This window comes from Clostridium tanneri, assembly GCF_033659955.1.
GTDB lineage: Bacteria > Bacillota > Clostridia > Clostridiales > Clostridiaceae > Clostridium_AM > Clostridium_AM tanneri.
Genome location: NZ_JARUJP010000005.1, coordinates 59,366 through 85,617, shown reverse-complemented (window position 1 = coordinate 85,617; position 26,252 = coordinate 59,366). Strand labels below are relative to the sequence as shown.

The 26,252-nt window shown below is 33.3% G+C and carries 20 protein-coding genes, 5 tRNA genes and 2 riboswitches; of the genes, 2 read left to right on the top strand and 23 right to left on the bottom strand.

The genetic code is table 11. From position 1 onward, the window contains the following. Nucleotides 1–6 precede the first annotated feature (6 nt). The 3 genes from P8V03_RS05910 to P8V03_RS05900 all read right to left on the bottom strand — a co-directional run bounded on the left by P8V03_RS05910 (nt 7) and on the right by P8V03_RS05900 (nt 5,062). Nucleotides 7–1,731, bottom strand: a complete 1,725-nt coding sequence (locus P8V03_RS05910; RefSeq protein ID WP_318797218.1) for a hypothetical protein — start codon at nt 1,729–1,731, stop codon at nt 7–9. Between the two features lie 95 nt (nt 1,732–1,826). Next, nucleotides 1,827–2,450 carry an ECF transporter S component gene (locus P8V03_RS05905; protein WP_261670527.1) on the bottom strand — a complete coding sequence of 208 codons (624 nt, stop codon included), beginning with the start codon at nt 2,448–2,450 and terminating at the stop codon, nt 1,827–1,829. Between the two features lie 174 nt (nt 2,451–2,624). Further along, a riboswitch (FMN riboswitch) is annotated at nt 2,625–2,744 on the bottom strand. 140 nt (nt 2,745–2,884) lie between these two features. Continuing rightward, nucleotides 2,885–5,062 (bottom strand): Tex family protein, encoded by a 2,178-nt coding sequence (locus P8V03_RS05900; protein WP_318797215.1) that lies wholly within the window; start codon nt 5,060–5,062, stop codon nt 2,885–2,887. Between the two features lie 200 nt (nt 5,063–5,262). Here P8V03_RS05900 and P8V03_RS05895 point away from each other — a divergent pair, with 200 nt between their 5' ends. Further along, nucleotides 5,263–6,597, top strand: a complete 1,335-nt coding sequence (locus tag P8V03_RS05895) for a M28 family metallopeptidase (RefSeq protein ID WP_318797213.1) — start codon at nt 5,263–5,265, stop codon at nt 6,595–6,597. Between the two features lie 71 nt (nt 6,598–6,668). Here P8V03_RS05895 and prfB read toward each other — a convergent pair. The 13 genes from prfB to P8V03_RS05830 form a co-directional block, all read right to left on the bottom strand. Continuing rightward, nucleotides 6,669–7,776 (bottom strand): peptide chain release factor 2 gene (gene prfB / locus P8V03_RS05890; RefSeq protein ID WP_318797211.1). Its coding sequence is split into 2 segments (ribosomal slippage): nt 6,669–7,697 and nt 7,699–7,776, totalling 1,107 coding nucleotides; the frame shifts between segments, so codons are not numbered across the junction. A 134-nt stretch (nt 7,777–7,910) separates the two neighbouring features. Then, nucleotides 7,911–10,421: a preprotein translocase subunit SecA gene (secA, locus tag P8V03_RS05885; protein ID WP_318797209.1), complete on the bottom strand. Its 2,511-nt coding sequence runs from the start codon at nt 10,419–10,421 to the stop codon at nt 7,911–7,913. 270 nt (nt 10,422–10,691) lie between these two features. Next, entirely contained in the window at nt 10,692–11,228 is a 537-nt protein-coding gene (gene hpf / locus P8V03_RS05880) for a ribosome hibernation-promoting factor, HPF/YfiA family (protein ID WP_318797207.1), read from the bottom strand. A gap of 510 nt (nt 11,229–11,738) precedes the next feature. Beyond that, nucleotides 11,739–12,419, bottom strand: a complete 681-nt coding sequence (locus P8V03_RS05875) for a ComF family protein (protein ID WP_318797205.1) — start codon at nt 12,417–12,419, stop codon at nt 11,739–11,741. Further along, complete coding sequence (locus P8V03_RS05870; RefSeq protein ID WP_318797203.1) at nt 12,392–13,417, bottom strand: hypothetical protein; 1,026 nt, start codon at nt 13,415–13,417, stop codon at nt 12,392–12,394. The genes P8V03_RS05875 and P8V03_RS05870 overlap by 28 nt, the downstream gene beginning before the upstream one ends. Further along, nucleotides 13,386–15,638, bottom strand: coding sequence for an SF1B family DNA helicase RecD2 (recD2, locus tag P8V03_RS05865; RefSeq protein ID WP_318797201.1), 2,253 nt, complete (start codon nt 15,636–15,638; stop codon nt 13,386–13,388). Before recD2 ends, P8V03_RS05870 begins: the two co-directional genes overlap by 32 nt. 132 nt (nt 15,639–15,770) lie before the next feature. Continuing rightward, complete coding sequence (gene metK, locus P8V03_RS05860; RefSeq protein ID WP_261670519.1) at nt 15,771–16,946, bottom strand: methionine adenosyltransferase; 1,176 nt, start codon at nt 16,944–16,946, stop codon at nt 15,771–15,773. A 76-nt stretch (nt 16,947–17,022) separates the two neighbouring features. Continuing rightward, a riboswitch (SAM riboswitch) is annotated at nt 17,023–17,121 on the bottom strand. 82 nt (nt 17,122–17,203) lie between these two features. Further along, nucleotides 17,204–17,288 (bottom strand) — tRNA-Tyr (locus tag P8V03_RS05855). A gap of 12 nt (nt 17,289–17,300) precedes the next feature. After that, nucleotides 17,301–17,376, bottom strand: a tRNA-Thr gene (locus P8V03_RS05850). A 20-nt stretch (nt 17,377–17,396) separates the two neighbouring features. After that, a tRNA-Val gene (locus P8V03_RS05845) sits at nt 17,397–17,472 on the bottom strand. Between the two features lie 8 nt (nt 17,473–17,480). Beyond that, a tRNA-Tyr gene (locus tag P8V03_RS05840) sits at nt 17,481–17,565 on the bottom strand. A gap of 9 nt (nt 17,566–17,574) precedes the next feature. After that, nucleotides 17,575–17,650: transfer RNA gene (locus P8V03_RS05835), tRNA-Thr, on the bottom strand. 335 nt (nt 17,651–17,985) lie between these two features. Then, nucleotides 17,986–18,672: a hypothetical protein gene (locus tag P8V03_RS05830; RefSeq protein WP_318797199.1), complete on the bottom strand. Its 687-nt coding sequence runs from the start codon at nt 18,670–18,672 to the stop codon at nt 17,986–17,988. 112 nt (nt 18,673–18,784) lie between these two features. Between P8V03_RS05830 and yyaC the strand changes: the two genes are divergently transcribed. Continuing rightward, nucleotides 18,785–19,321, top strand: coding sequence for a spore protease YyaC (gene yyaC / locus P8V03_RS05825; RefSeq protein ID WP_318797197.1), 537 nt, complete (start codon nt 18,785–18,787; stop codon nt 19,319–19,321). A gap of 46 nt (nt 19,322–19,367) precedes the next feature. Here yyaC and mreB read toward each other — a convergent pair whose 3' ends face one another. From mreB to murA, 7 genes are all read right to left on the bottom strand, one after another. After that, on the bottom strand, nt 19,368–20,396 hold the full coding sequence (gene mreB / locus P8V03_RS05820) for a rod shape-determining protein (protein ID WP_261670673.1): 1,029 nt from the start codon (nt 20,394–20,396) through the stop codon (nt 19,368–19,370). Nucleotides 20,397–20,495: 99 nt separating this feature from the next. Next, entirely contained in the window at nt 20,496–20,750 is a 255-nt protein-coding gene (gene spoIIID, locus P8V03_RS05815; protein WP_261670516.1) for a sporulation transcriptional regulator SpoIIID, read from the bottom strand. Nucleotides 20,751–20,856: 106 nt separating this feature from the next. Continuing rightward, on the bottom strand, nt 20,857–21,579 hold the full coding sequence (locus P8V03_RS05810; RefSeq protein WP_318797194.1) for a M23 family metallopeptidase: 723 nt from the start codon (nt 21,577–21,579) through the stop codon (nt 20,857–20,859). Nucleotides 21,580–21,775: 196 nt separating this feature from the next. After that, the gene (gene spoIID, locus P8V03_RS05805) at nt 21,776–22,831 is read right to left on the bottom strand and encodes a stage II sporulation protein D (protein ID WP_261670514.1); all 1,056 of its coding nucleotides are present in this window, start codon (nt 22,829–22,831) and stop codon (nt 21,776–21,778) included. A gap of 123 nt (nt 22,832–22,954) precedes the next feature. Next, on the bottom strand, nt 22,955–24,187 hold the full coding sequence (locus P8V03_RS05800) for an MFS transporter (RefSeq protein WP_318797192.1): 1,233 nt from the start codon (nt 24,185–24,187) through the stop codon (nt 22,955–22,957). A 156-nt stretch (nt 24,188–24,343) separates the two neighbouring features. After that, complete coding sequence (locus P8V03_RS05795; protein WP_318797190.1) at nt 24,344–24,817, bottom strand: MarR family transcriptional regulator; 474 nt, start codon at nt 24,815–24,817, stop codon at nt 24,344–24,346. Nucleotides 24,818–24,990: 173 nt separating this feature from the next. Next, nucleotides 24,991–26,247 (bottom strand): UDP-N-acetylglucosamine 1-carboxyvinyltransferase, encoded by a 1,257-nt coding sequence (murA, locus tag P8V03_RS05790; protein ID WP_261670511.1) that lies wholly within the window; start codon nt 26,245–26,247, stop codon nt 24,991–24,993. Nucleotides 26,248–26,252: the final 5 nt, after the last annotated feature.

The window sequence follows — 26,252 nt, the reverse complement described above, 5'->3', positions numbered from 1 at the left end:
GTAAATTTATACTTTAGTATTAATTCTTCCTAAATTTACATCTTCAAAAAAGTCCCTACAGCTAGTAATATTCATATCTTCCTGTCTCTCATCAACTCTTATATAGACATTGTATCCCATATTAGATAAGTCACTTGAAATTTTTTCTTTTCCTAAGTCTAGAACTTTAGTCCAAAGTTCATCACACTTTAGTTCTACATCCATATTATAATTTTTGACCTTAATGTAAGCATCTATTGTTCCCATATGAATAGTATTCACTGACGCAGCTATTTTCACATCTGTAGAGTCTATTCTTTTTCCTTTTTTTCTTTCATCTTTTATCATGAGTTTGCATTGATATTCATAGTTTTCAAGATTAATAGGTAGATCCATATAGTAATACTGATTTGAAATTGTATTATATACCTTAAAATCATTAATACTTTTATCCAATACCTGAATTAAGTTATTATAAGCTTCCGGTTTTAGTTCACCTTTTTGTTCTAAAACAGCCCTTATTACAGTTTTCATTTCCTCTGTTTTAGTACTTATTTGTTCTTTTATATTCTTTGCAATGTCATCAATACTGTATTCCTTTTTTATCATCTTATTTAAGGCTATTCCATCTTTTTCACTATCCTCAGCTACCATTTTACTTACCTGATCAGGTTTTTCATTACTATTCGTTAATCTCTTTACTTTATCATTTTCGGTGCTATTCAAAGCTAATTTTTGTTCTTCATTAATTTCTATATTACTAGCACCTTCTGAAGCTGGTAAATTACTCTCTTCTATATTTAACTGTACATTAAGTTTGCCTGTGTGCTCCACCTCCCTATTATTAATAAGGGTTGTCACATTTTCTTTGAACTCTCTTATACCTTTATATATAGATGAAGATCCTTTAGATATATCATTAAAACTTTTTATATTTTCCTCTGTTAATTCTGCTCCATCTTCTAATAAGCTACTCTCTTCTATACTTAACTGTACATTAAGTTTGCCTGTGTGCTCCACTTCCTTATTATTAATAAGGGTTGTCACATTTTCTTTAAACTCTCTTATATCTTTATATATGGATGAAGATCCTTTAAATATATCATTAAAACTTTTTATATTCTCCTCTGTTAGTTCTATTCCATTTTCCAAGAGGGTAATAATATCGTCCTCTGAAATACTTTTTAATTGGTTGAAAAAACTCTTTAGTGTGTTAGCTATCTTAGTTCCTTCCTTACCACTAGGTTCTATTCCCTTACTTTGCATATACCTAGATATAAATAAGTCTTCCTCTTCATAATTTAGCTTTATTTTATTTTGAAAATCTACTATAGTCTTTATTTTAGATATATTTTCTTTAGTTAGAGGTATTTCATGCTTTACCATTTTACTTAAAAGAGAATAATCTTCTTTATTTACAGTTATACCCTTTTCTTTTAGTAAAAAATCAAGGGTTTTTCTTTCTGAACTTTGCTCTTTATCATTAACGTTTATAAGCTTTAGCTGAAGCTTTCCATCCTCAAAACCTTCCACTTGGAATCTTAGGAGTCCTTCTGGCAGTATATCCATAGGATTTTGCAATTCAGCTGAAAACTGCCACCCATCCAAAAGCTTCAATAGCACCTCTCCTGTTAACTTATCAGAATTTATAACTCTAGCTGCAAAATTTTCTCCAACATTAAAAGATAACTTTCTAAGAATTTTTTTTGCATTTATATCATTAACACTATTTACATTCCATATCCCCGCCATAGTAATCCCCCCTTATTTCAACTATTACTTAATATATATTATATTATCGTATGTTAATAAACTTTATAAAGAAAAAAATCCGAGGAAACCTCGGATTAGTTGTTTTTAGCAAATTCTCTAGCTCTGCTTCCTTCTTCATGAATTATAGGTGATACACTTTTATATACCGCCATAGTTAAAGCAGATAATATAATTCCTTTGATTAAGTTGAAAGGAGCTATGGACCATAGTATAAATGTTTCTAAATTTGTTATATTACTATTTAGTTTGTGTCCCATTGCTACTACTGCACTAATAGGGAAGTTTAATACCTTTTCATATAGAGGTAGTAGTATAAAATAATTAAGCAAGCTGGCTACCACTGCCATAACTAAACTTCCAGTAAGTAATCCGATTAAGGCTGTTTTCTTACTTTTATTTTTATTATATATATATCCAGCTACAAACACTAAAGCAGTACCTACTGCAAAGTTTGCAAATTCTCCTACAAATGCTGTGCTTCCTTTAAATATTCCATGAAGTATATTTTTTAGAAGCTCTATCGCCACTCCTGCTGTTGGCCCTAAGGCAAAAGCTCCAATTAATGCTGGTAAATCACTGATATCGATTTTTAAAAATGTTGGAAATATTGGTACCGCTACCTCTATAAACATAAGTAAAAATCCGATTACACTTAATAATGAAATTTTAACTAATCTGTTTAATTTTCCGTTTCTCATATTTTACACCCTCCATAAATTTAATTATTAGTTCCTTAAGCCTTTATAGATATGAGGACACATTGCTGTTCTCTACATCTATAACATTTTGGATAGATATGATTTTTGCTAAGGGGAAGGTGAGCAGTATAATAAAAAACCCCGGCAAAAATGCCAGGGCGAATAAACATTATACCTTACCTTCTTTCATCCAGACTTTACTGTCGGCTTCGGAGTTTCACCGAATCATACCTAGTTACTAGGCTCGCGGGCTATACCGCCGGTGGGGACTTTCACCCCGCCCTGAAGATTTTAATTGTTAAATTTTCTACTCTTATTATAGTACAAGTTTTCCTAAAATTCAATATAAACTTTCAAATTGATATCAATGAATAGCACTCAAAGAAATCTTAAGTATCATAATGTGGTTATAACTTCCATGCTAATGGTACTCCTTAGCTGTTAACTGTATTTCCTTGCTTTTTCATAGTTAATGATATTCTCTTTCTCTTTTCATCTACTTCTAATACTGTGACCTCAACAACATCACCAACCTGAACTATATCTAATGGGTGTTTTACAAATCTATCTGCTAATTGACTTTTATGAACCAATCCATCCTGGTGCACTCCAATGTCTACAAAAGCTCCAAAATCAGCTACATTTCTCACCGTTCCCATAAGCACCATTCCTGGCTTTAAATGAGAAATTTCAATTATACCTGTTTTTAGAATAGGCTTTGGTAATTCTTCTCTTGGATCTCTACCAGGTTTCTTAATTTCCTTTATTATATCATTAAGAGTCGGAATTCCTACTTCCAATTCTTTAGCCAAGGACTCTATTCCAATAGTCTTAATTCTATCATCAATATCTGTAAGTTTATTATTTTTTAAATCTTCTTTGTTGTACCCCAGTTTACTCAATAGATCTTTAGCAGCATTATATGACTCTGGATGAACTGCTGTGTTATCTAAAGGCTCCGCGCTTTCCATAACCCTTAAAAAGCCTGCACATTGTTCAAAAGCCTTAGCACCAAGTCTTTTTACCTTTAAAAGCTCTTTTCTGCTCTTAAACTTACCATTTTCTTCCCTGTATCCTACAATGTTCTGTGCTATAGTAGAGTTTATCCCTGATATATATGATAAAAGAGATGGTGTAGCTATATTTAAGTCTACCCCTACATTATTAACGGAATCTTCTACTATTCCACTTAAAGATTCATCAAGCTTTTTAGCAGCTACATCATGCTGATACTGTCCAACGCCTATAGACTTAGGATCTATTTTCACAAGCTCAGCCAGAGGGTCTTGAAGTCTTCTTCCTATAGATATAGCTCCTCTTAAAGAAACGTTTATATCTGGATACTCCTTGGCAGCAAGCTCTGATGCAGAATATACAGATGCACCTGCTTCTGAAACAACTACATAAAAAAGCTCCTTACCCTTCTCAACTTTTACTTCTTTAATGAGCTTTACGATAATTTCTTCCGATTCTCTGCTTGCAGTTCCATTTCCTAAAGATATAACATCTACATTATGTTTGTATACTAAGTCCTTAAGCTTTTTTATAGACTCTTCAACTTGATTTGGTGATGTTGTAGCGTAAACAGTATCTGTATCTAGAAGCTTTCCTGTATCATCTAGTACAGCTATTTTACATCCAGTTCTAAACCCTGGGTCGAAGCCAAGAACAACCTTCCCTTTTATTGGTGCTTGCATTAGGAGAGCTTTTAGATTGGCTTTAAATATCTTTATAGCTCCTTCTTCACCTATTTCCGTAAGTTCTGCTCTTATTTCTCTTTCTATAGATGGGTATATAAGCCTCTTTAATGAATCCTTTATACTTTCCTCTATGTATATATCTGTAACATTATTTTCTTTTAAGCATTTTCTTCTTAGATATGCTATGATTTTTTCCGTATCTACAGTTACTTTAACAGAAAGTATTTTTTCTTTTTCTCCTCTATTGATTGCGAGAATTCTATGTGGTGGTATATTCCTTACAGACTCCTTGTATTCATAGTACATCTCATAAGGTGTAGTTTCCTTACTTTCTCCACTAGTTTCAATAAAACCCTCTCTGTGTATAAGATCTCTAATCCACTTTCTGTACTCAGCCTCATCAGATATAGTCTCACTTACTATATCCATCGCTCCTTGAAGTGCTTCTTCTATAGATTTTACTTCCTTTTCCCCATCTATAAATTCTGCTGCATACTCTCTTATATCACCTTTGAATTGTCCATTCCAAATAACCTCTGCTAGAGGCTTTAATCCTTTTTCCTGTGCAATAATAGCTCTTGTTCTTTTCTTAGGCTTATATGGTCTATATATATCTTCTACTTCTGTTAAGGTTTCACAGTTACTTATAGCTTTCCTTAACTCCTCAGATAACTTTCCTTGCTCATCAATAAGTCTGATTACATCCTCTTTCCTAGTCTCAAGATTTCTCAAGTAAGTTAGCCTTTCAAATAGGTTTCTAAGAGTTACATCACTCATTCCCCCGGTCATTTCTTTTCTATACCTAGCTATGAAGGGTACTGTATTACCTCCGTCTAAAAGCTCAATTACACTTTCAACATCCTTTTTATTTAGTTCCAATTCCTTTACTAGTCTATCTACTATTGTACTCATTCCTACCTCCAGTTATATTATTGTCCTATTATATAATTATGTCCCCTATTTAAGTTTTAATAAATTGATAAATATAATTTCAATAAAACCCTTTAATTTCCTTTTTCAAATTTAATAACTAAAAATATATTACAACAATCATATAGCATTTTGCAAATTAATATATATTTAAGGACATCTGTTTTGTGAGGAGTGGTGTAATGTTAAAAAAACTTTCATATATACTTCTAGTTGTACTATGCACTTTAATTTCTTTCAGTTTTCAAATTTATGTTTCTACTAGTTCTTTTGATGCTAATTCAGTAAAACGGTACATAGAATATCTATCTTCAGATACTCTTAAAGGTAGACTAGCTGGTACTATAGAAAACGACCTAACTGCTATTTATCTAAAGAATGAATTTGAAAAAATAAATCTAAAGCCCTACAAGGATAGTTACTTCCAAAAATTTGACACAGTATATCCATACAAAACTAAAGATAGACCCTATTTAACTATTACTGACTCGCAAGGATTTCTAGTGAAAGAATATAAGTACGGCGTAGACTACAAGGAAGACTTGCTAAACTTTAAAAAGAATAATTTGTCCTTTACCAAAAAGGATAAATTATTGTGGAGCAATGAACATCTTCAGATTCAAAAGGATAATAATAATTTTCTATTTTATACCCCTGAAAGCGATAAATTAAACTTTAGAAGTTCATTTATAAACTCCTCTCCTTTTAGCATGTATATTATGACTACCAAAAACACTATTACCGAGCTGAAGAGCTACCTAAAAGAAGACTATACTATAAATTGCTTTATTCCCTTTGAAACTAAAAAAATATCCTTAAATAATGTTACAGCTTATATTGAAGGCAAGGATGCCTCCGCTCCTCCTATTATTCTTTCAGCCCACTTTGATCACATCGGTTCTGATCTAGCAGGAAATGTATACACCGGAGCTTTGGATAATGCTTCTGGAACTGCTTTTTTATTAGAGCTAAGTAAATATGTACAATCCTTAGGAAAACCTGAAAGAAATATACTGTTTGTAGGATTTAATGCAGAAGAATTTGGATGTCTTGGCTCAAAGGCCTTCGTTGATGAATATAAACATAGTATCAAGGGAAGCAAGGTTATAAACTTTGATATGATTGGCAGCAATAAACCTGTACCTCTTTACATAATGGGAGGCAGCAAAGATACAGAAAAAACAGCGCTTATAAAAGAAACATCGGAGATTTGCTCTAAAAATAAAGTTACTTTTAATTACCTTTTTGAAGATGCCAGCGATCATGAATATTTCAGAAAACAAGGTATCGATGCAATTACTCTTTCTGATTCCGATACCTCTAGAATACACACTCCTAGTGATAAATCTGAGTTCATAAGTAGTGATTCTATTGAAAGATGCTTTAATGTGGTATCAAAAAGTATCATTAAGTATGGCTTTAAAGATAACTGGCTTCTTATTTACTATAGGGAAGTATTCTGGACTTCATTAATTGGAATCATTATATTTTTAGGAGTAAATAAAAAAACAACTTAATATTGCTTATTATATTTTCAAATAAAAATGCTAGGGGTAAAATAAATTATTTTACCCCTAGCACTACTAAATTAGTTGCTATTTTGTTTCAAATATTCACTTATAAACCCATCGATTTCTCCATCCATAACTGCATTTATATTACCTGATTCAACACCAGTCCTATGATCCTTTACAAGGGTGTAAGGTTGAAACACATAGGATCTTATTTGACTTCCCCATCCAATATCCTTCAACTCGCCTGTGAGGTCCTCTATCTTTTCCTTGTGTGCTCTTTCCTTTAACTCTGCTAATCTTGCCTTAAGCATTTTCATAGCTTCATCTTTATTATGGTGTTGGCTTCTTTGATTTTGACATTGAACGATTATACCTGTAGGTATATGTGTTATTCTAATTGCTGATTCAGTCTTATTTACGTGCTGACCTCCAGCACCACCGGCTCTATAGGTATCAATCTTTAAATCCTCTGGCTTTATATCTATATCTTGATTGCTAGTCAGCTCTGGTAAAACCTCCACAGAAGCAAAGGATGTTTGTCTTTTTCCATTTGAGTTAAAAGGGGATATTCTTACTAGTCTATGAATTCCTTTTTCGGCTTTTAGATATCCATAGGCAAACTCTCCAATTATTTTTAAAGTTGCACTTTTTATTCCCGCATCTTCTGCAGAAAGTAATTCTATAGTTTGAACTTTAAATTCATTCTTTTCTGCCCATCTTGTATACATCCTCAGCAGCATTTCTGTCCAATCCTGAGCATCTGTTCCTCCTACACCTACATGAAGGTCTAGTATTGCGTTATTCTTATCATATTCTCCGGATAGAAGAATTTCTATTTTAAATCTGTCAATTTCTCTTCTTAATTCTTCTACTTCTCTTAGTATTTCTTTAGAGGAGGTTACGTCTTCCTCTTCTACCGCCATCTTTGTTAAAAACTCAGAATCCTCCACTCTTTCTTTAAGCTCTATATATTTGTCTAACCTTCCTTTAATAAACCTTTCTTCACCAGTTATCTCTTGGGCCTTACTTACGTCATTCCAAAAGTCTGGTTGCTGCATTATTTTTTGCAACTCTTCTATTCTATTATTAATTTTTTCTATGTCAAAGAGAATCCCTAATTTCTTTTATAGTCTCACTTAATTTGCCTAACTCATTTAGAATCTCCTCTAGCTGGATTAACATTTAAACACACTCCCTTTTACAATTAGAAAATAATCTTATATACTCAATTTAGCTAATACTTATTAAACAAATGTGGTTTTGCTTAAAAGCAAAACCACATTTAATTTATTTATACTTTTATACTACCAGTAATATTACTCAAATCTGCCACAGCAATTTTTATACTTTTTGCCGCTTCCACATGGACAATGGTCGTTTCTTCCTGTTGTCTTCTCTTTCTTGACAGGCTGCTTTTTTATTGAGTCGTCCTCTGCTTGATTTGTATGAGTTTCCTTTACGACTCTTTCTCTCTCTGGAGCTTTTTGTATCTGTACATGGAATAAATACTTAATTGTTTCAACTTTGATATTGTATATCATCTCGTTAAACATTTCGCTTCCTTCAAATTGGTAAGCTTGAGCCGGATCCTGCTGTTTGTAAGCTCTAAGTCCTATTCCTCTCTTTAAATGATCCATATCATCTAGGTGATCCATCCATTTTGAGTCAACAACTCTTAGCAGAATAACTCTTTCTATTTCTCTCATCTGCTCAGCTGTAAATTCCTCTTCTTTTTCAGCATAGATCTTCTCGCCTATCTCTATAAATCTTTCAACAATTTCCTCATTTGTTAGGTTTGCCAATTCTTCTACCTTTACTGTATCAGCAGGTACAAATATATCTTCCATGTAGTCAATAAGCTTAGCTAAGTCATTTTCAAATTCTTCCTCTAGACCTGAAAGGTGAGAGGATACTGCAGAAGATACTAAATCTTTAAACATTGCAATAACTTCTTCTCTTAAATCTTCTCCCTCTAGAACTTGTGATCTTTGTTTGTATATTATTTCTCTTTGCTTATTAATTACATCATCATACTGAAGCAATGTTTTTCTTACGTCAAAGTTATTACCTTCAACCTTCTTCTGTGCATTTTCTATAGCACCACTGACCATTTTACTCTCTATAGCCTCGTCGTCTCCAAGTCCAAGTTTTTCAACTATTCCTTTTAACTTATCAGAACCAAATATTCTCATAAGGTCATCTTCAAGGGAAACATAAAATCTTGATGCACCAGGGTCTCCCTGACGACCAGAACGACCTCTTAACTGGTTATCAATTCTTCTAGACTCATGTCTTTCAGTACCAATAATCTTTAATCCGCCAGCCTCTATAACGCCTTCCCCAAGTTTAATGTCGGTACCACGACCAGCCATATTGGTAGCTATTGTAACCATTCCTTTTTCACCAGCATGAGATATTATCTCTGCTTCTTTTTCATGGTATTTAGCGTTAAGTACCTGATGCGGTACTCCCTTTCTCTTTAGCATATCAGAAATCAACTCTGATTTTTCAATACTTACTGTACCAACAAGAGATGGTTGACCGTTCTTATAAGTTTCAACTATATCTTCAACAATAGCCTTAAACTTTCCTTTTTCAGTTTTATAAACTACATCTGGAAAGTCTATTCTCGCTATTGGTTTGTTAGTAGGAATAACTATTACATCAAGTCCATATATCTCTCTAAATTCATTTTCTTCTGTTAAAGCAGTACCAGTCATACCAGATAACTTACCAAACATTCTAAAATAGTTTTGGTAAGTTATTGTAGCAAGAGTTCTTGATTCTCTTTCTACCTTTACTCCTTCTTTTGCTTCAATGGCTTGATGAAGACCATCACTATATCTTCTACCTTCCATTGCTCTTCCTGTAAATTCATCTACTATTAAAACTTCCCCATCTACAACCATATAATCCTTATCTTTTCTCATTATGTAGTTACCCTTTAAGGCTTGCACTACATGGTGTTGTATTTCCATATTTTCAGGGTCAGCATAATTTTCTAGTTTAAAGAAATCCTCTGCCTTTTTAATTCCTTCCTCTGTAAGGATAACAGCATTTGCTTTTTCATCTATAGTAAAGTCGTCTTCCTTTTTCAATGTCTTTGCAAAATAATCTGCTATTTTATAAAACTCAGTGGACTTTTCTCCTTCTCCTGATATTATAAGAGGAGTTCTTGCTTCATCTATTAAAATTGAGTCAACTTCGTCTACAATTGCAAAGTTTAATCCTCTTTGAACTCTTTCTTCTTTATATATAACCATGTTATCTCTTAAGTAGTCGAAACCAAATTCACTATTAGTTCCATAGGTTATATCACATTTATATGCTTCTTGTCTTTGTGATTGATCTAATTCATGAAGTATTACACCTACTTTAAGTCCTAAAAATTCATATACTGGTGCCATAATATCTCTATCTCTTTTTGCAAGGTAGTCATTAACCGTTACTATATGAACTCCTTTCCCTGTAAGTGCATTTAAATAAGCCGGTGCAGTTGCAACTAAAGTCTTACCTTCTCCAGTTCTCATCTCAGCTATTCTTCCTTGATGAAGAACTATTCCACCTATTAACTGAACTTTATAATGCTTTAATCCCATTGTTCTCCATGATGCTTCTCTAACTACAGCAAAAGCCTCTGGTAGAATAGAATTTAAACTCTCACCTTTTCCAAGTCTTTCTTTAAATTCATCTGTCTTAGCCCTAAGCTCTTCATCACTTAATTGCTGCATTTTAGCATCATATGAATCTATCTTTTCCACGATTGGAAATATTCTTTTTAATTCTCTATCACTATAAGTACCAAATATCTTTTGAAAAATACCCATCTTTTTCATCCTCACCATATCATATTTGTATATACCTTTTAGATTATATCACCTAATCCTTAGCTATTCAACTTTTATAACCTACAGTTCCGTTATAGTTTACAAATTTGCAATATTTATAAGAGCATAATTGTTTTATATTATAATATTTTACATATATTATAGACCTTTTGCAAAGTTAATATTTGTAGCAATTTGTTTATATATACCCTGAAAGGTCAAATTATTGTGTATTTATATAAAAAAGAGGAAGCTTTTGCTTCCTCTTTTTTAGAACTCAGGCTCTATTAAGCCGTAGTTACCATCTTTTCTCTTATATACTACATTTACTTCTTCACTTTCAGCATCTTGATATACAAAGAAACTATGTCCAATAAGTTCCATTTGAAGAACTGCTTCCTCTGCAGACATTGGCTTTACTGCAAATCTCTTAGTTTTTACGATTCTAGGTTCATCGCTATCATCAGTATCTTCTGCATCATCAGGTATAGGCTGTAAAAACCTAACTGAATCTTCACGATATTTTTTTTCTAATTTTGTTTTTTGTTTTCTTAATTGACCTTCTAATTTATCTACAGCTATATCAATTGCTGCATACATATCATCATGAACTTCCTCAGCTCTTAATATTATTCCACCAAAATGAATGGTTATTTCTATTATTTGTCGATTCTTTTCCACACTTAATGTAGCATGTGCTTCGATATGAGGTTTGAAATACTTTTCTAGTTTTGACACCTTTTTCTCTACTACGTTTCTTAATGCAGGAGTAATTTCAATGTTCTTTCCACTTACTGTTATATTCATATTTCCAGCCCCTTCCTTATCCTTGTGATTATTATCACTTTCTCAGGATATGTTTTATATCATAAACTAGGTTTTATGGATATAATTTTATTTTTTGTTAACTCTATTTTAATACGGTTTGAATTAAAATACAAGAGAAACAAGTGCGAATTAACAAAATATTATAGAAACTTTTATTATTATCTTTTAAAATTATTTATCCATTTTATTTTTTACTTACAATAATATTATGTTCAAAACTTAAAAAAAAATTAAAGTTCTTGATGTAAAACATCAAGAACTTTAATTTGAAATATCAAGTTAGTTGACCTGGTCTTTGACCCCACACTCGCCTGCTGGAACTCTTGCTACTCGGAATTAACCTCTCACTACCCATTCTCTCGTCTTAAAACGGCAGGACTTACCTCTAAACCGCACCATGCTCATTAAATATTTTATCTAACTTACGTGGATCGTTTTGCTTGCGACTAGCATCGATTTTCAACCACAAACCTAACTTAATATAATAAATTATACCTTACTTTTTGCTGCAGTCAATATGGTAATTTTTTTTGCACCCTTTTTCATTAACTGATCTGCACAGCTAAACGCTGTAGCACCAGTGGTTATAACGTCGTCTACCAGTAAAATATTTTTATTTTTTACATTAATTTTATCTATAACATCAAAACTTTCCTGCACATTATTCCATCTTTCATTACCACTTAATCCTATTTGATCTTTGGTGTCCTTTATCTTACAAAGATAGCTAACTAATGGTTTATTCAATGCGTCTCCTATTGTTTTCGCTAAATACTTACTTTGATTATATCCTCTCTTTTTTAAAGACTTTTTACTCATGGGAATATATGTTACAGCATCAAATTCAATTTTTTCTTTTTCGATTCTCTTTATCATGTAATTAGCAATTGTTTCCCCTGCTCTAAAATTACTTTTATATTTTAACATTAGCACAAGCTCCATCATTCCACCTGAATAGTATGATATACTATAGCAATTAAAACTAGTGCCATGTCTTTCAACTTGAAAAGCATCTTCACAGAATCTTATTCGTTCTTCACAGTCATTGCACATAAAACCTTCTCCAAATAAGTCCTGCCCACAGAGAACACAATTTTCATCTGTTGAGTAAATGACTTGAAGTACACAGTCCCATAGAAATCTTAAATTTTTAACAATCCCATTTCCCATGCCTCTTTATTAAAATTTCTAGTTATATCCTTAGCTTTTTCCATATCTCTGGTTTCTTCATTTGCCAAAAATATAACCTCTCCTTTCCACTCTTTTTCTCCTCTTCCAACGCTAGCACAGAAGTATATTAGCTTTTTGTAGTTAAATTCAAAGTCATCTGCAAAGTAGACCATAACATCTGCATTTTCTACCTTAGAAAGAACTTCTTCAAATTCGTTGGTAACAATCACCATTCTCTTTATCTTTGTAAAGTTTGAAATTAATTTTTTATCAGATTTACCTTTAATGAAGGGAACTATGTTTTTGCTAATATTTTTGCAATAATTTTTCATGTAAAGATATACATTTTCTACCTTTTCTTCATCTGGAACACATATAATAACTTTTCTATTAGAATTTATAGACCACTTCAAATAATCATATATGACAAATGGGATATCCTTACTTATATCAATTCTAGTCAGTATGGTTCTTGGCTCAATTATAGGAATTTTAGCATCTTTTACAGGTATAAGTATTTCCCTCTCATTTCTGAATAGACCCTCAATAGAGTAATATATTATTTTAGTGTTTTCATTACACATTTTGGACACTAAATCTAATACTTCATACTTACTATAAGTGGGAAAACTCCTTATATCATCATATATGACAAGATCAAACTTTTCTTTCAACTTAATCGCATTAGCAAAGTCGCACACTTTTAGTCTAGAATTCACATTTGCCTTTGATGTTCTCACATAAGAATAGTCTCTAAAATTTGTTCTTCTTTTTATAAGTTCTAATATATTTATATTATCCGGGTATTCATTGGTAATATAAACTACAGACTTTTCATTTTTTACGTAATATAATATTATTTCCAAAAAAATTTCTGGTGAGTTATAGGGAAGTGACACTACGTTTAAAAAGCGTTCATTTCCAATGCCCCAATTTAGTATATTCTCACTAACCTTATCTTTTTCTTCAGTTAAGCTTTTCCTCTTGAACAATAACATTATCTTCACTCTCCATTATATCCACTATTCTATGTTTTAATAATGAATATCTATCAAAGCTTTTATTATTATCTACCATAGACTTAACAGCCTTTATGTCTCCTACTAGAACCACCAATTGTTTTGCCCTAGTTATAGCTGTGTAAAGCAAATTTCTATTCATTAATAGTGGTGGTCCCATGAATACAGGTATAACAACTACTGGGAACTCACTTCCTTGACTTTTATGTATGGTTATAGCATAAGCTAAATCAATTTCATCTAGATAAACATTGTCGTATATTATCTTTCTCTCTTCATCAAAAATTACTGCTACAGTTTGTTTCTCTTCATCTATGTCCTCTATATATCCAACATCACCATTAAAAACTCCTACTCCTTCTTTTTCACCGTCTCCAGCTATCCTTGACCACTTCAAGGAGTAATTATTCTTAGTCTGCATTATCTTATCCCCAACTCTAAATATCATATCCCTAAATTCTTTTTCCTTCTTCTCACTATCTTCAGGGTTTAATATATGTTGAAGTTTTTTATTTAAGTTAGATACTCCTAAAACTCCTTTTCTCATAGGAGAAAGAATTTGAATATCCTTTGTTTTGTTCCATTTTTTATTAAAGTTAGGCAACCTGCTATCTATAAGTGCTATCAGCGTATCCATTATTTTATTTTGGTCATCACATTTTATAAAATAAAAATCTTTATCCTTTTTATTAAATACAGGCAATTCTCCTCCATTAATTTTATGAGCATTTACTACAATCATGCTTTCCTCAGACTGCCTGAAAATTTCTTTTAGTTTAACTATCTTTATACAGTTACTCTCAATTAAGTCCCTAAGTACGTTTCCCGGACCTACTGATGGAAGCTGATCCACATCTCCTACAATTATAACTCTAGTTCCTAAGGATACAGCTTTGAGAAGATTATTCATAAGAACAATGTCTATCATTGATGCCTCATCTATCATAATCACATCACATTCTAACGGAGCCTCTTCACCTCTTGAAAAAAGTAGATTCTCATTTTCTTCACTTATTCCCATCTCTAGAAGCCTATGAATAGTTTTTGCCTCTCTGCCTGTTGCTTCTGTCATTCTCTTTGCTGCTCTTCCTGTAGGAGCTCCCATATAAACCTTAAGATTTGCTTTTTCAAAAATTTCAGTTATGCAATTTATTATAGTGGTTTTACCTGTGCCAGGACCTCCTGTGATAATTTCAATTCCATTTTCTACTGCTCCTCTTATCGCTTCCTTCTGAGAGGGTGCAAACTTTATATTATTTCCTGACTCAAAAAGGCTTATTTCTTTATCAACATCTATATCCATATCATCATAATTACTTAACGCTAGGGAAAGTATCTTTTTTGTAACTCCTAATTCGCAATAGTAATATGGAATTGAGAATACACATATCTTGTTATCAACCTGCTCTAATTTTATCTTGCCATCAATTTGTGCATTGTATATATTTTCTTCAATTATTTCTTTAGTAACCCCAAGAGTATCAATTCCATCCTTAATCAATATCTCCAAAGGTATATAGGTATTACCCAATGCACAAAACTGATTTATCAGATATTTTATTCCACTTTGTATTCTAAAAGGAGAGCTAGGTTCTATTCCCAAACTTCTTGCAATCTTATCCGAAGTTTTAAATCCTATTCCAGAAATCTCTTCAGTTAACACATATGGATTTTCCTTTACAATTTTTATTGAATCTGCTCCAAACCTTTTATGTATCTTTACGCACTGATTAGGTGAAACTCCATAAGTTTGAAAGAAAATCATCATATTTCTAATTTCATACTGCTTAGAATAAGATTCACATATTAATGCTATCTTTTTTTTGCCTATCCCATCTATCTCTTTCAATCTTTCTATATTATTATCCAAAATCTCTAAGGTTTTTTCTCCAAACTTTTCAACAATCTTTTTTGCAGTTACAGGTCCTATCCCGGATATTATTCCAGAGGCCAAATATTTTTCTATACCTACAGTAGAACTTGGTACAATCTCTTCACAGGATATTACCTTAAATTGCTGACCAAAATTCGGATGTAATACCCATTCCCCAGACAGTCTTAAGTTTAAGTTTTCTGATATATAAGGTATGCAACCTACTATTGTTATGTTTTCTTTTTCGGACTTAATCCTTGCTACTACATAACCATTTTCCTCATTTTGAAATATTATATCTTCTACAATACCCTGTACTTCCTGCATAAGATCTCTCCTAATTTTTTTAGTTATTTCCTATTTCTTTTCTTCATTATAATTATAACATAAACTATTCACCATTCACTGTTAATTCTTAGCTAATAAAAAGCTCTTATGCATATGCATAAGAGCTTTTTATTATAAGTATTTCTTTATATCTTCAACCTTGCTTAAAGCTTCCCATGGAACATTAACATCAGTTCTTCCGAAGTGTCCATAAGCTGCTACTTGTCTGTAAATAGGTCTTCTTAAGTCTAATTCTTTAATTATAGCTGCTGGTCTTAAATCAAATACCTTATTAACTATATCTATTATCTTGTTCTCTTCAATTTTTCCTGTTCCAAAAGTGTCTACAGTAATAGATACAGGCTTAGCAACTCCTATAGCGTAAGCTACTTGTATTTCTAGCTTATCTGCAACACCCGCAGCAACTAGGTTCTTAGCAACCCATCTTGCAGCATATGCAGCTGATCTATCAACCTTTGTTGGATCTTTTCCTGAGAAAGCTCCACCACCATGTCTACCATATCCACCATATGTGTCTACTATTATTTTTCTTCCAGTTAAACCAGCATCTCCTTGTGGTCCTCCAACAACGAATCTTCCTGTTGGGTTTATAAAATACTTAGTTGTATCGTCTAAAAGTTCAGCTGGAATTATAGGATTTATTACATGTTCTAATAAATCCTTCTCTATTTGCTCACGAGTCACTTCCGGATCATGCTGAGTAGAGATTACGATTGTGTCAACTCTAACTGGTTTGTCATTTTCATATTCTACAGTAACCTGTGTCTTTCCATCCGGTCTTAAATAAGTTAAAGTTCCATTCTTTCTTACTTCTGATAATCTTCTTGAAAGCTTATGAGCTAAGCTTATTGGCATAGGCATATATTCAGGTGTCTCATTTGTAGCAAAACCAAACATCATACCTTGGTCTCCAGCACCTATTGCTTCCATTCTATCCATTTCACCCATTTTAGATTCAAGAGCTTCATCTACTCCCATAGCTATATCAGATGATTGCTCATCTATAGAAGTAAGTACAGCACAAGTATCACAGTCAAACCCAAACTTAGCTCTTGTGTATCCTATTTCTTCTATAGTTTTTCTAACTATTCTTGGGATATCTGCATAACAATTAGTTGATATTTCTCCCATAACCATAACCATTCCAGTAGTAACTGATGTCTCACAAGCAACCCTTCCATTTGGGTCTTTTTCTAATATACTATCAAGAATAGCATCTGAAATTTGATCACAAATTTTATCTGGATGTCCTTCTGTAACTGATTCAGACGTAAATAGCCTTCTCATATTTATCCCTCCGTTTTATTATATCAAAAATAAAACCTCTTCTATTAATAAGAAGAGGTTAATAAACTTAACAACTCTCTTATCTCGCAGTCAACGCTGCAGGAATTGGCACCTTAGCATAAAGCTGGTTGCCGGGTTTCATCGGGCCCTGTCCCTCCGCCTCTCTTGATAAGAGTATTATTCATATTTTAATTATGTATTATACATTTAGTACATATTATGTTAAAAAAATAAAACACCTTTAAGTGCTTTATTTATGGTGGAGGAGGACGGATTCGAACCATCGAAGTCACTGACAACAGATTTACAGTCTGCCCCCTTTGGCCACTCGGGAACTCCTCCATATTTTTTTTTTGGTGCTGGCAGCAAGAATCGAACTCGCGACCTACTGATTACAAGTCAGTTGCTCTACCTGCTGAGCTATGCCAGCTAATTTAATTAAGTTTTTAATGGTGGGCACAACAGGGATCGAACCTGTGACCCCCTGCTTGTAAGGCAGGTGCTCTCCCAGCTGAGCTATGCGCCCTTAATTTATGGTGGAGGAGGACGGATTCGAACCATCGAAGTCACTGACAACAGATTTACAGTCTGCCCCCTTTGGCCACTCGGGAACTCCTCCATATTTTTTTGGTGCTGGCAGCAAGAATCGAACTCGCGACCTACTGATTACAAGTCAGTTGCTCTACCTGCTGAGCTATGCCAGCTAATTATTTGTTTTGTCTTTGGTTTGTTTTTCAACGCCGCTGACATGGATTATTATATAACGACACCATATTATTTTCAAATTCGATTATAGCCCCTTTAGTGAATTCTAGTTGATTTTCCTCCATGTACCTTCAATTACCTCAATATAACTCACGTAATCATTTTTTAAATGCAGATTATTTACTATTGAAATGTTGGCGAATTCACAACTAGAAATGCTTTGAAACCACCGTTGATTTATGCTTGAACTAGCCCTTTACCAAAGCAGTATCTAGAGGATTCAGCGATAAAGCTCCTATATATTTCCACTAAAATACCAGAAACTATTCTGGCGCTACTGCTCTACAATGTCCTCACCTAAAAATTTATTTGCCACATCTTTTACCTTTTCATAATCTTTATCAGATAGCCTCTGATTAAGTAGTTTTAATGCGCTTTTTATATCTTTATTGCTGCCACTAGAAAGATACTCCTTTACTTTTTCATAGTCAACAACAGACAATTTACTGGCTGTTAAGAGTATTTTTGTTTTATCAGAGCTACTTAAGTTAACCTTATCCTTTGATGATACAGTATTAAAAACAGGTATATCTTCCTTTTTTATCTCACCATTCTTATTATATCCCTTGCTTATACTAGATTTGTTATCTTTACCAAAGTTATCACTCTTATTAACCACATCTTTCTTGTCTTCTTTTCCATAATCAACTTTATCTTGACCAAAAAAGTCTATTTTATCCTCTTCTATTTGCCTAGCTAAAGAATCCATCTTAATTTTTTTATAGCTATCGCTTATAACCACTGACTCAATATTATCTTTACTTTTGAGCAACTCACTTATATCTTGATTTTCAGCTGGTTTTTTTTCATCTTCTTTACTTACCTTTTTATTATTACTGCTTTCTTCAATGGTATCTACTATTAGGTTTTTATACATATAAATTTTATCTGAACACAGCATAATAAATACACATATAATAGTTGATGAAACTATTGCTAATATTTGTACTCTCTTATTCATATAACACACCTTCCTTGCATCATATTATTATCCCACTAAATAAATTTTTTATTCTTTTTCCCTTAATATTTCATAACACATCTTCATATAAATTATTAAGGAGGTGTATCTATTGAATAAGGTAAAAGCTAACTACAAGAATCCACTAGCATATTATGAAATTGCATACTTTTTAAAAGACTATATTAACGAGGATACAATTATAGTATGTATTGGCACTGATAGATGTATAGGGGATTGTCTTGGTCCCTTAATTGGAACCTTACTTACATCTAAAAACTTTCCTCTTCCTGTATATGGTACAATTTCAGATCCAATACATGCTTTAAATATTGATAGAAAATTAGATGAAATTAAACTTCTGCACCCTCATAGTAACATAATAGGTATAGATGCATGTCTTGGTGATTCGGAGAGCATAGGAGAAATTCAGGCGAGAGACTACCCTGTACATCCCGGCAAAGGCGTTGGCAAGTCTCTACCAAATGTCGGTGAGACCTCTATCATAGGTATAGTGGACTCCAATGATAATGACGAAATATTTAATACTAGTAATATTAGATTAAACTTAGTATTAAGCATGGCCAAGGTTATTACCCATAGCCTAGTTCATTCATACTATCTTTATAACTCTTCTAAAATATTATAAATAAAAAGCAAAATCCTTAATAATTCGTAGGATTTTGCTTTTTATTTTAATCTATTAAAGTTATATCGTCTCCAATAAAAGTAACTTCCATTTTATCTAGATATTCTAATACTTTACCTGTTCCTAGAGCTACACAGGATACCGCATCTTCTGTTACATACACTGGTACCTTGGTAACCTCTTGTATAAGCTCACTAAGCCCACTAAGCAAGGCCCCTCCACCAGTCATAACTATTCCTTTATCAGCTATATCTGCTGCTAACTCTGGTGGTGTTTTTTCTAGTACAGCATGAGTCGTTTCTGCTATTGCATTTACAGTTTCCTTTAAAGCTTCCCTCATTTCATCTGAGGATACAGTTATATTCTTGGGAAGACCTGAGATCAAGTCTCTTCCTCTTATTTCCATAACTACTTTTTCTCTATCAAATGCAGAACCTATATTTATCTTTAAATCCTCTGCAGTTCTTTCACCAATCATTAACTTATGTTCTTTTCTTATATATCTCATTATAGCTTCATCAAACTTGTCTCCTGCAACCTTTATAGATGATCTTACAACTATTCCTCCTAAAGAAATAACTGCAACATCAGTAGTCCCTCCTCCAATGTCAATAACCATATTTCCGCTTGCTTTTGTGATATCTAGACCAGCACCTATAGCTGCTGCCAGTGGTTCTTCTATTAAAAACACTTTTTTTGCACCAGCATTCTTAGCCGCATCAATAACAGCTCTTTTCTCAACCTCTGTAGCTTCACAAGGAACACAAACCACTACTCTTGGTGCAGACATTCTTTTCTTTCCACAAGCCTTAGATATAAAATATTTTAACATTTTTTCAGTTATATCATAATCAGATATAACCCCATCCCTCAAAGGACGAATTGCTACAATGTTTCCAGGTGTTCTACCTATCATTTGCCATGCTTCTTCGCCAACAGCTAGTACCTTATTTTTATTCCTATCTATTGCAACAACCGAAGGTTCTTTTAATATTACTCCCTTACCCTTAATGTATACAAGCACTGTAGCTGTACCTAAATCGATTCCCATATCGGTTCCTATACTAAAAAACATTCCCTTTTTCACTCCTACTCTTCCCCAACTTTTTCTAATAAAAGCAAGAAATTTGTCTATTTTTATTATCTATATAGTTTAATTATAATCGGAATGTTTTTAACCTTCAATAGCTTTATACTTTAATTTAGTTGCCTTGCCACCTCTTATGTGTCTTTCTGCTTTATTATAATCTAATATTATTTTAGCTTCTTCCGCAATTTGAGGATTTATTTTAGGTAACCTTTCTGTCATATCTTTGTGTATGGTACTTTTACTTACTCCAAAAACCTTGGCTGTTTTTCTTATTGTAGCTTTTGAACCTATGATATACTTTGCAACTTCTAAAACTCTTTCTTCAATGTAATCTTTCAAAGTGGTACCTCCTTAATCCTTCTATATTTATAAATATGCTGTTTAGCATTCTTAAATTCATTGTATGAGCCATTTTCCGATAAACTTCTCGGAAAATGGCTAAATATTAATATTTTAAGTATTTACTTGGATCAACATAGTCTTTGCCCTTCAATATAGCAAAGTGTATATGATCTCCATACTTCTCATAAGCTGCTCTTAATGTAGTTTTACCAACAGTACCTATAGTTGCTCCCTTAGTTATTGTCTGACCTTTTGTAACCTTAACTTTTGGGTCTAAGTTAGAATAAACTGTTTTCAATCCATTTTGATGGTTTATAGTAACTTGAACTCCATCCTGTGTAACACTACTAACCTCTTCCACTTTTCCATCTGCTACAGCAAATACAGGCTTTCCTAAATCAGCCTTTATATCATATCCAAGGTTTGGTCTATAACTTCCTGTAGAGTCCCAATATACAGGATCCTCTGAATATACTCTTGCTACACTTCCTTCTACTGGTTTTTGGAATGTAACAGTTACTGAGTTAGAAACTCCTTTTGATACCGCATCATTTTTAGAAACATTTGTTTCGGTTTTGGTACTTTTCTTTACTTGAAGAGCATTATCATAATTTAAAGAAGGTTCATTTCCAGCCTTAGCCACTTCTTGATTTGATTTTTCTTGTGATATATTTTGATGGCTAGCTGGTGTATTGTCTACATGCTTATTGTTTTTTGCTGTTAAAACAGCCACTGTAGCTACAACACATAAGCATACAAACAATATTACATAGAATCCCTCCTTCTTAAAAAAGTTTAGTGTTTTGTTTAAAAATTTTTTGTCCATACGAACACCTCCTTTTTGTAGTTTGTCCAGAGAGTAGTAAAAAATACATAATTTGCAAAAAATTTTTTCTATTATTTTCATGTTTTTTTGACAAAACAAAAAAGGAGTAAAACTCCCTAAAGTTATTACTCCTTCAACTTACTTTGTGATTGCCTAGTGTCCAGTAAAGGTAAACACAGCTTAAACAAACGCTACTTTATTGTGTATTAATTTTTTTAATATCTATACCGCTATAGTAATGCTTTAATATATCTTGATATCCTTTACCTTGCTTTCCCATTGCATTAGCTCCCCACTGACTCATTCCTACACCGTGTCCATATCCTACGCAGTTAATTTCTACTGTATTCACATTAAACTTAATGCTAAAATTAGCTGAATTCAATCCCATAATGCTTCTGAACTTACTTCCAGACATTGTCACCTTACCAACCTTGATGGTTTTTACCGCACCACCCTCTGTCCTGTTTACTATAGTCACCTGATTTTTTACTGTTGCAAGTGTCAATCCTGAACTTGAGTATTGTGAGTCTATCTTATTTATGAATTCTTTATAGGATAACTTGACCGTACTTTTAAACTTTGGTGCTACTTCCTCGCCAGGACTGCTTACACTCTTCAAGTATGGTATATCCTGTGAAAAAGCATCCATGCCATCCTCTGTTTTACCACTGCTGATAGCGAAGTAATATGGCTCCATAACAAGCTCTCCATCAATAGTTAGAATTTCTCCTGAGGTCTGCTTTACTGCATCAGTAATTTTGCTCCAATACTCATCTCTTTTACTTTTAGGCCACGAACTTAACCTTTCTTCTTTATTCATAAATACCTGACATTGAACAGTATCACAAACATTAGCTCCTGTATTACTCTTATAACTCCTTCCACCGTAATCCTCCATATGTGCAAGCCCAAAGGTTCTAGCGGCAACTGCTTGAGCTTTTAAGGCTTCTAATGAAAATTCTGCAGGCATCTCTGCTGCAACAACACCTATTACATAGTCTTCAAGCAACATCTTCTCTACTTTATTCTCCTTAGTTATGTAAACTTTAATCACAGGTTCACCACTAGTTTTATTAAATACTATATTATTTGATCTCATTAAAAACTTAGGTATAATTGATTTGCTAAAAGCACCTTCACCTTGTCCTACACCTACCATAATGAAAGATAGAGCTACTATAAAAATAACACCCATTAATATTACTATAAAAAATCTCTTTAAGTGTATTGAAATTGTTACTCTCCTCATATCTTACCCCCCGACAATCTTTAGTGAAATATAGTATAAGTTTATTTTTGATTGTCTAAAAATATTACTACCATATTACAAAACCATAACCAACTTAAAAACTAAAGCTTGTTTATTTAAAGATCATCTAAGGTAATTCTCCTTATACAAAACTGGTATCGCCGCTGCTATAAAGATCATACCCATAAAAGCAGGTGCAGCATGACCAAGTGATACATAGATTTGGCCTCCAATGATAGGCCCAATCATTCTTGCTAAAGCTTGGATAGACTGGCTACCTCCTTGAACCCTTCCTTGTTCACTGGAATCAACAGATTTGGAGAGCATCCCATTGAATGAAGGCCCAAATATCGAGTCACCAAAACCAAATATAAACATTCCTGCGACAAAAAGAGGATAAAATGAGAACAAAGCAGATAACGCAATGAGACTGTAACCTATAATCTCCGAAGCCATTCCAAGAATTGCTATCTGTTTATCACTAAATTTTATCAAAAGCTTTGGCATTATGAACCCTTGTGAAATGATGTCTTGAAAGCCCATAATTGAAAACATAAGTCCAATTAGTGCAGGCTGAAAGCTGAAAGTATCCATTGTAAATTGTGAAAAAATCGCCTGTAAAGATCCGTTAGGTACCCAAAGTAAGAACGCTGAAATAAGTAGCCTTTTTAAGCTTTTCATGGAAAGTACCTTTGCAAGTTGTGTAAATGGATTCAGTCTTACAAAGGTAATCTCTTTCAGTCTACTATCCTTGTCAAGGCTCTCAGGCATAAAAAAGAATCCATAAACAACATTCACTAAAGTAATTATTGCTCCAAAATACATGGGTACAAAATAACCAAACTTGGCAAGTAATCCGCCTAGAGTTGGACCAATGACGGTGCCCACACCTACAACTGCACTCACCCATCCAAAGTATTTTGTTCTCTGCTTTGGAGGAATGATGTCTGCAAAATATGCGAAGATAGTGCTTATGGTCCCGCCTGTTATACCTTCTATTATGCGCCCAGCAAATAGCACCCATAGAGCTCCTCCTATGCCAAAAACTAAGTACCCAATTGCGGAACCTAAAAGGCATACTAAGAGCAATGGACGACGGCCATATTTGTCGCTCAAAGCTCCAAGTACGGGGGCCGCAAAAAACATGCAGACTGCATAAACAGAGGTCAGCATTGTAACAACTATAGCTTGTTCTCCTGGGCTACTTGTATAAGGCTGCACTAAGAATGGTACGACCGGCGCTATGATACTGAAGCCTATTCCGCAAAGAAATACAGAGATAATACCGAATACTAAAGCGTGCTTATCCACGATTTGTTCTGTGTTATGTTCATTATGTGATTTAAATATGGACATTTAAATTCTCCCCTCAAAAGTTATAATTTTGTTTCCTTGGAAACATATTTATAATATCGCATTTTTGTTTCCCAGTCAACAAAAAGTAAAAATAAAAAATGCAGCCTGTTCTCAATAGAGCTTAGCTGCCTGTGGTTTCATTTTCATTATTCAAATTTATTCCGACTTAATATCTACACCTAGTTTCTTTATTTCTGCATCTAAATGGTTACTATAATTTTCTACGAAGCTAAGCATACCATCAAACTGTTCCTCAGTTACCTGATCAAATACGGCTTTATCCCTCTCTTGAAACTCTTTGTGCAGTTCCTCATGGACTTTATAAATTTTTTGCCCTTTTTCAGTAAGCTGGAAATAAATTTCTTTCTTGTTATCCGGTTTCTGGTAGCTTTCGATAATGCCTTTTTCTATGAGTTTCTTGGTCATTTTACTTATGGCGCCCCTAGTCATATAAAGAGACTCCGCAAGTTTTGTCACGTTAGAATCTACATTTCTTCCAATGCATTCGATGTAATGTACTTCAGAAGGCTTATAATCTTTAAGACTTTCTTCCATCTTAAACTTATTAAGCCAGGCCATTTTGTTAAATAACTCCCTGAAAACCATCATCACCTGTTCTTCTTTGTTCATGACCTTCCTCCCATCTATTGGTGCATTAACAATATTATATTAAACTTTTGTTTCTATTTCAACAATATTAAAGTGCTTATTTTAGCTATTGAGCTATATGTGAAAAACAGGCTGAGAGAAGGTATTCTTAATAACCTTCTCCTTCATAGCATATACCATTATACCACTGATATCTACTCTACTCTTTCAATATCAGCACCTAATCCTTGAAGTTTTTTCTCTATATCTACATATCCTCTATCTACATGATAAATATCTGTAACCTGTGTTTCTCCTTCTGCCGACAAGCCGCATAATATAAGGGCAGCGCCAGCTCTTAAATCTGTAGCCCTAACCTCTGCACCGGTAAGCCTATCTACACCTTCTATAACAGCACTCCTGCCATCAATTTTTATATTAGCTCCCATTCTTTTCATTTCGGTAGCATGCATAAATCTATTTTCAAATATTGTCTCTGTAACAATGCTAGTGCCTTGAATTGTACATAATAATGCTGTCATCTGCGATTGCATATCTGTAGGAAAACCTGGATAAGGCATAGTTTTAATGTCTACAGGTTTTAATCTTCCAGTGCCATCTACAATCATGCTATCTCCATTAACCTTTATTTTCACTCCTGTTTCAGTCAGCTTAGCAATTATAGGTTTTAAATGCTCCTCGTTAATACCATTAATTTTAATCTTGCTTCTTGTTATTGCAGCTGCAATCATAAAAGTTCCTGCCTCTATTCTGTCACATATAGGTTTATGTCTTGTTCCTTTCAAGTTTTTCACACCAATTATACGTACTGTATCTGACCCAGCTCCGATAACATTAGCACCCATACTATTTAAGAACCTTCCTAAATCTTCGATTTCAGGCTCTTCTGCTGCATTTTCTATTATAGTTTCACCTTCTGCCATTACTGCAGCCATCATTATATTTTCTGTTGCTCCTACAGAGGGAAAATCTAAGTATATCTTACTTCCTATTAACTTTTTTGCATAGGCCTCTACATAACCATGACCTACATTTACTTCAGCACCAAGAGCACTAAAACCTTTTAAATGCAAATCTATAGGTCTTGTTCCTATGTTACACCCACCAGGCAGCGAAAGTTTAAACTTTCCAAACCTTGATATCATAGGTCCCATAATCAAAAAAGATGCCCTCATTTTTTTTACCAAATCACTTGAAGGATCACACTCTTCTATATTGGAGCTATCGATTATTATTCTGTTACTACTTCTGTTTATATCTATACCTGCACAAATAGTTCTAAGTACATCACTTATGACAAAAACATCTTCTAACATTGGCGCATCATCTATTATACACTTACCACCACTTAGTATACAGCCAGCAATAATAGGCAGCACAGAATTTTTAGCAGTACTAATATTTACCTCACCTTTTAACTCGTTTCCTCCTCTAACTACTATTTTGCTCATATCTT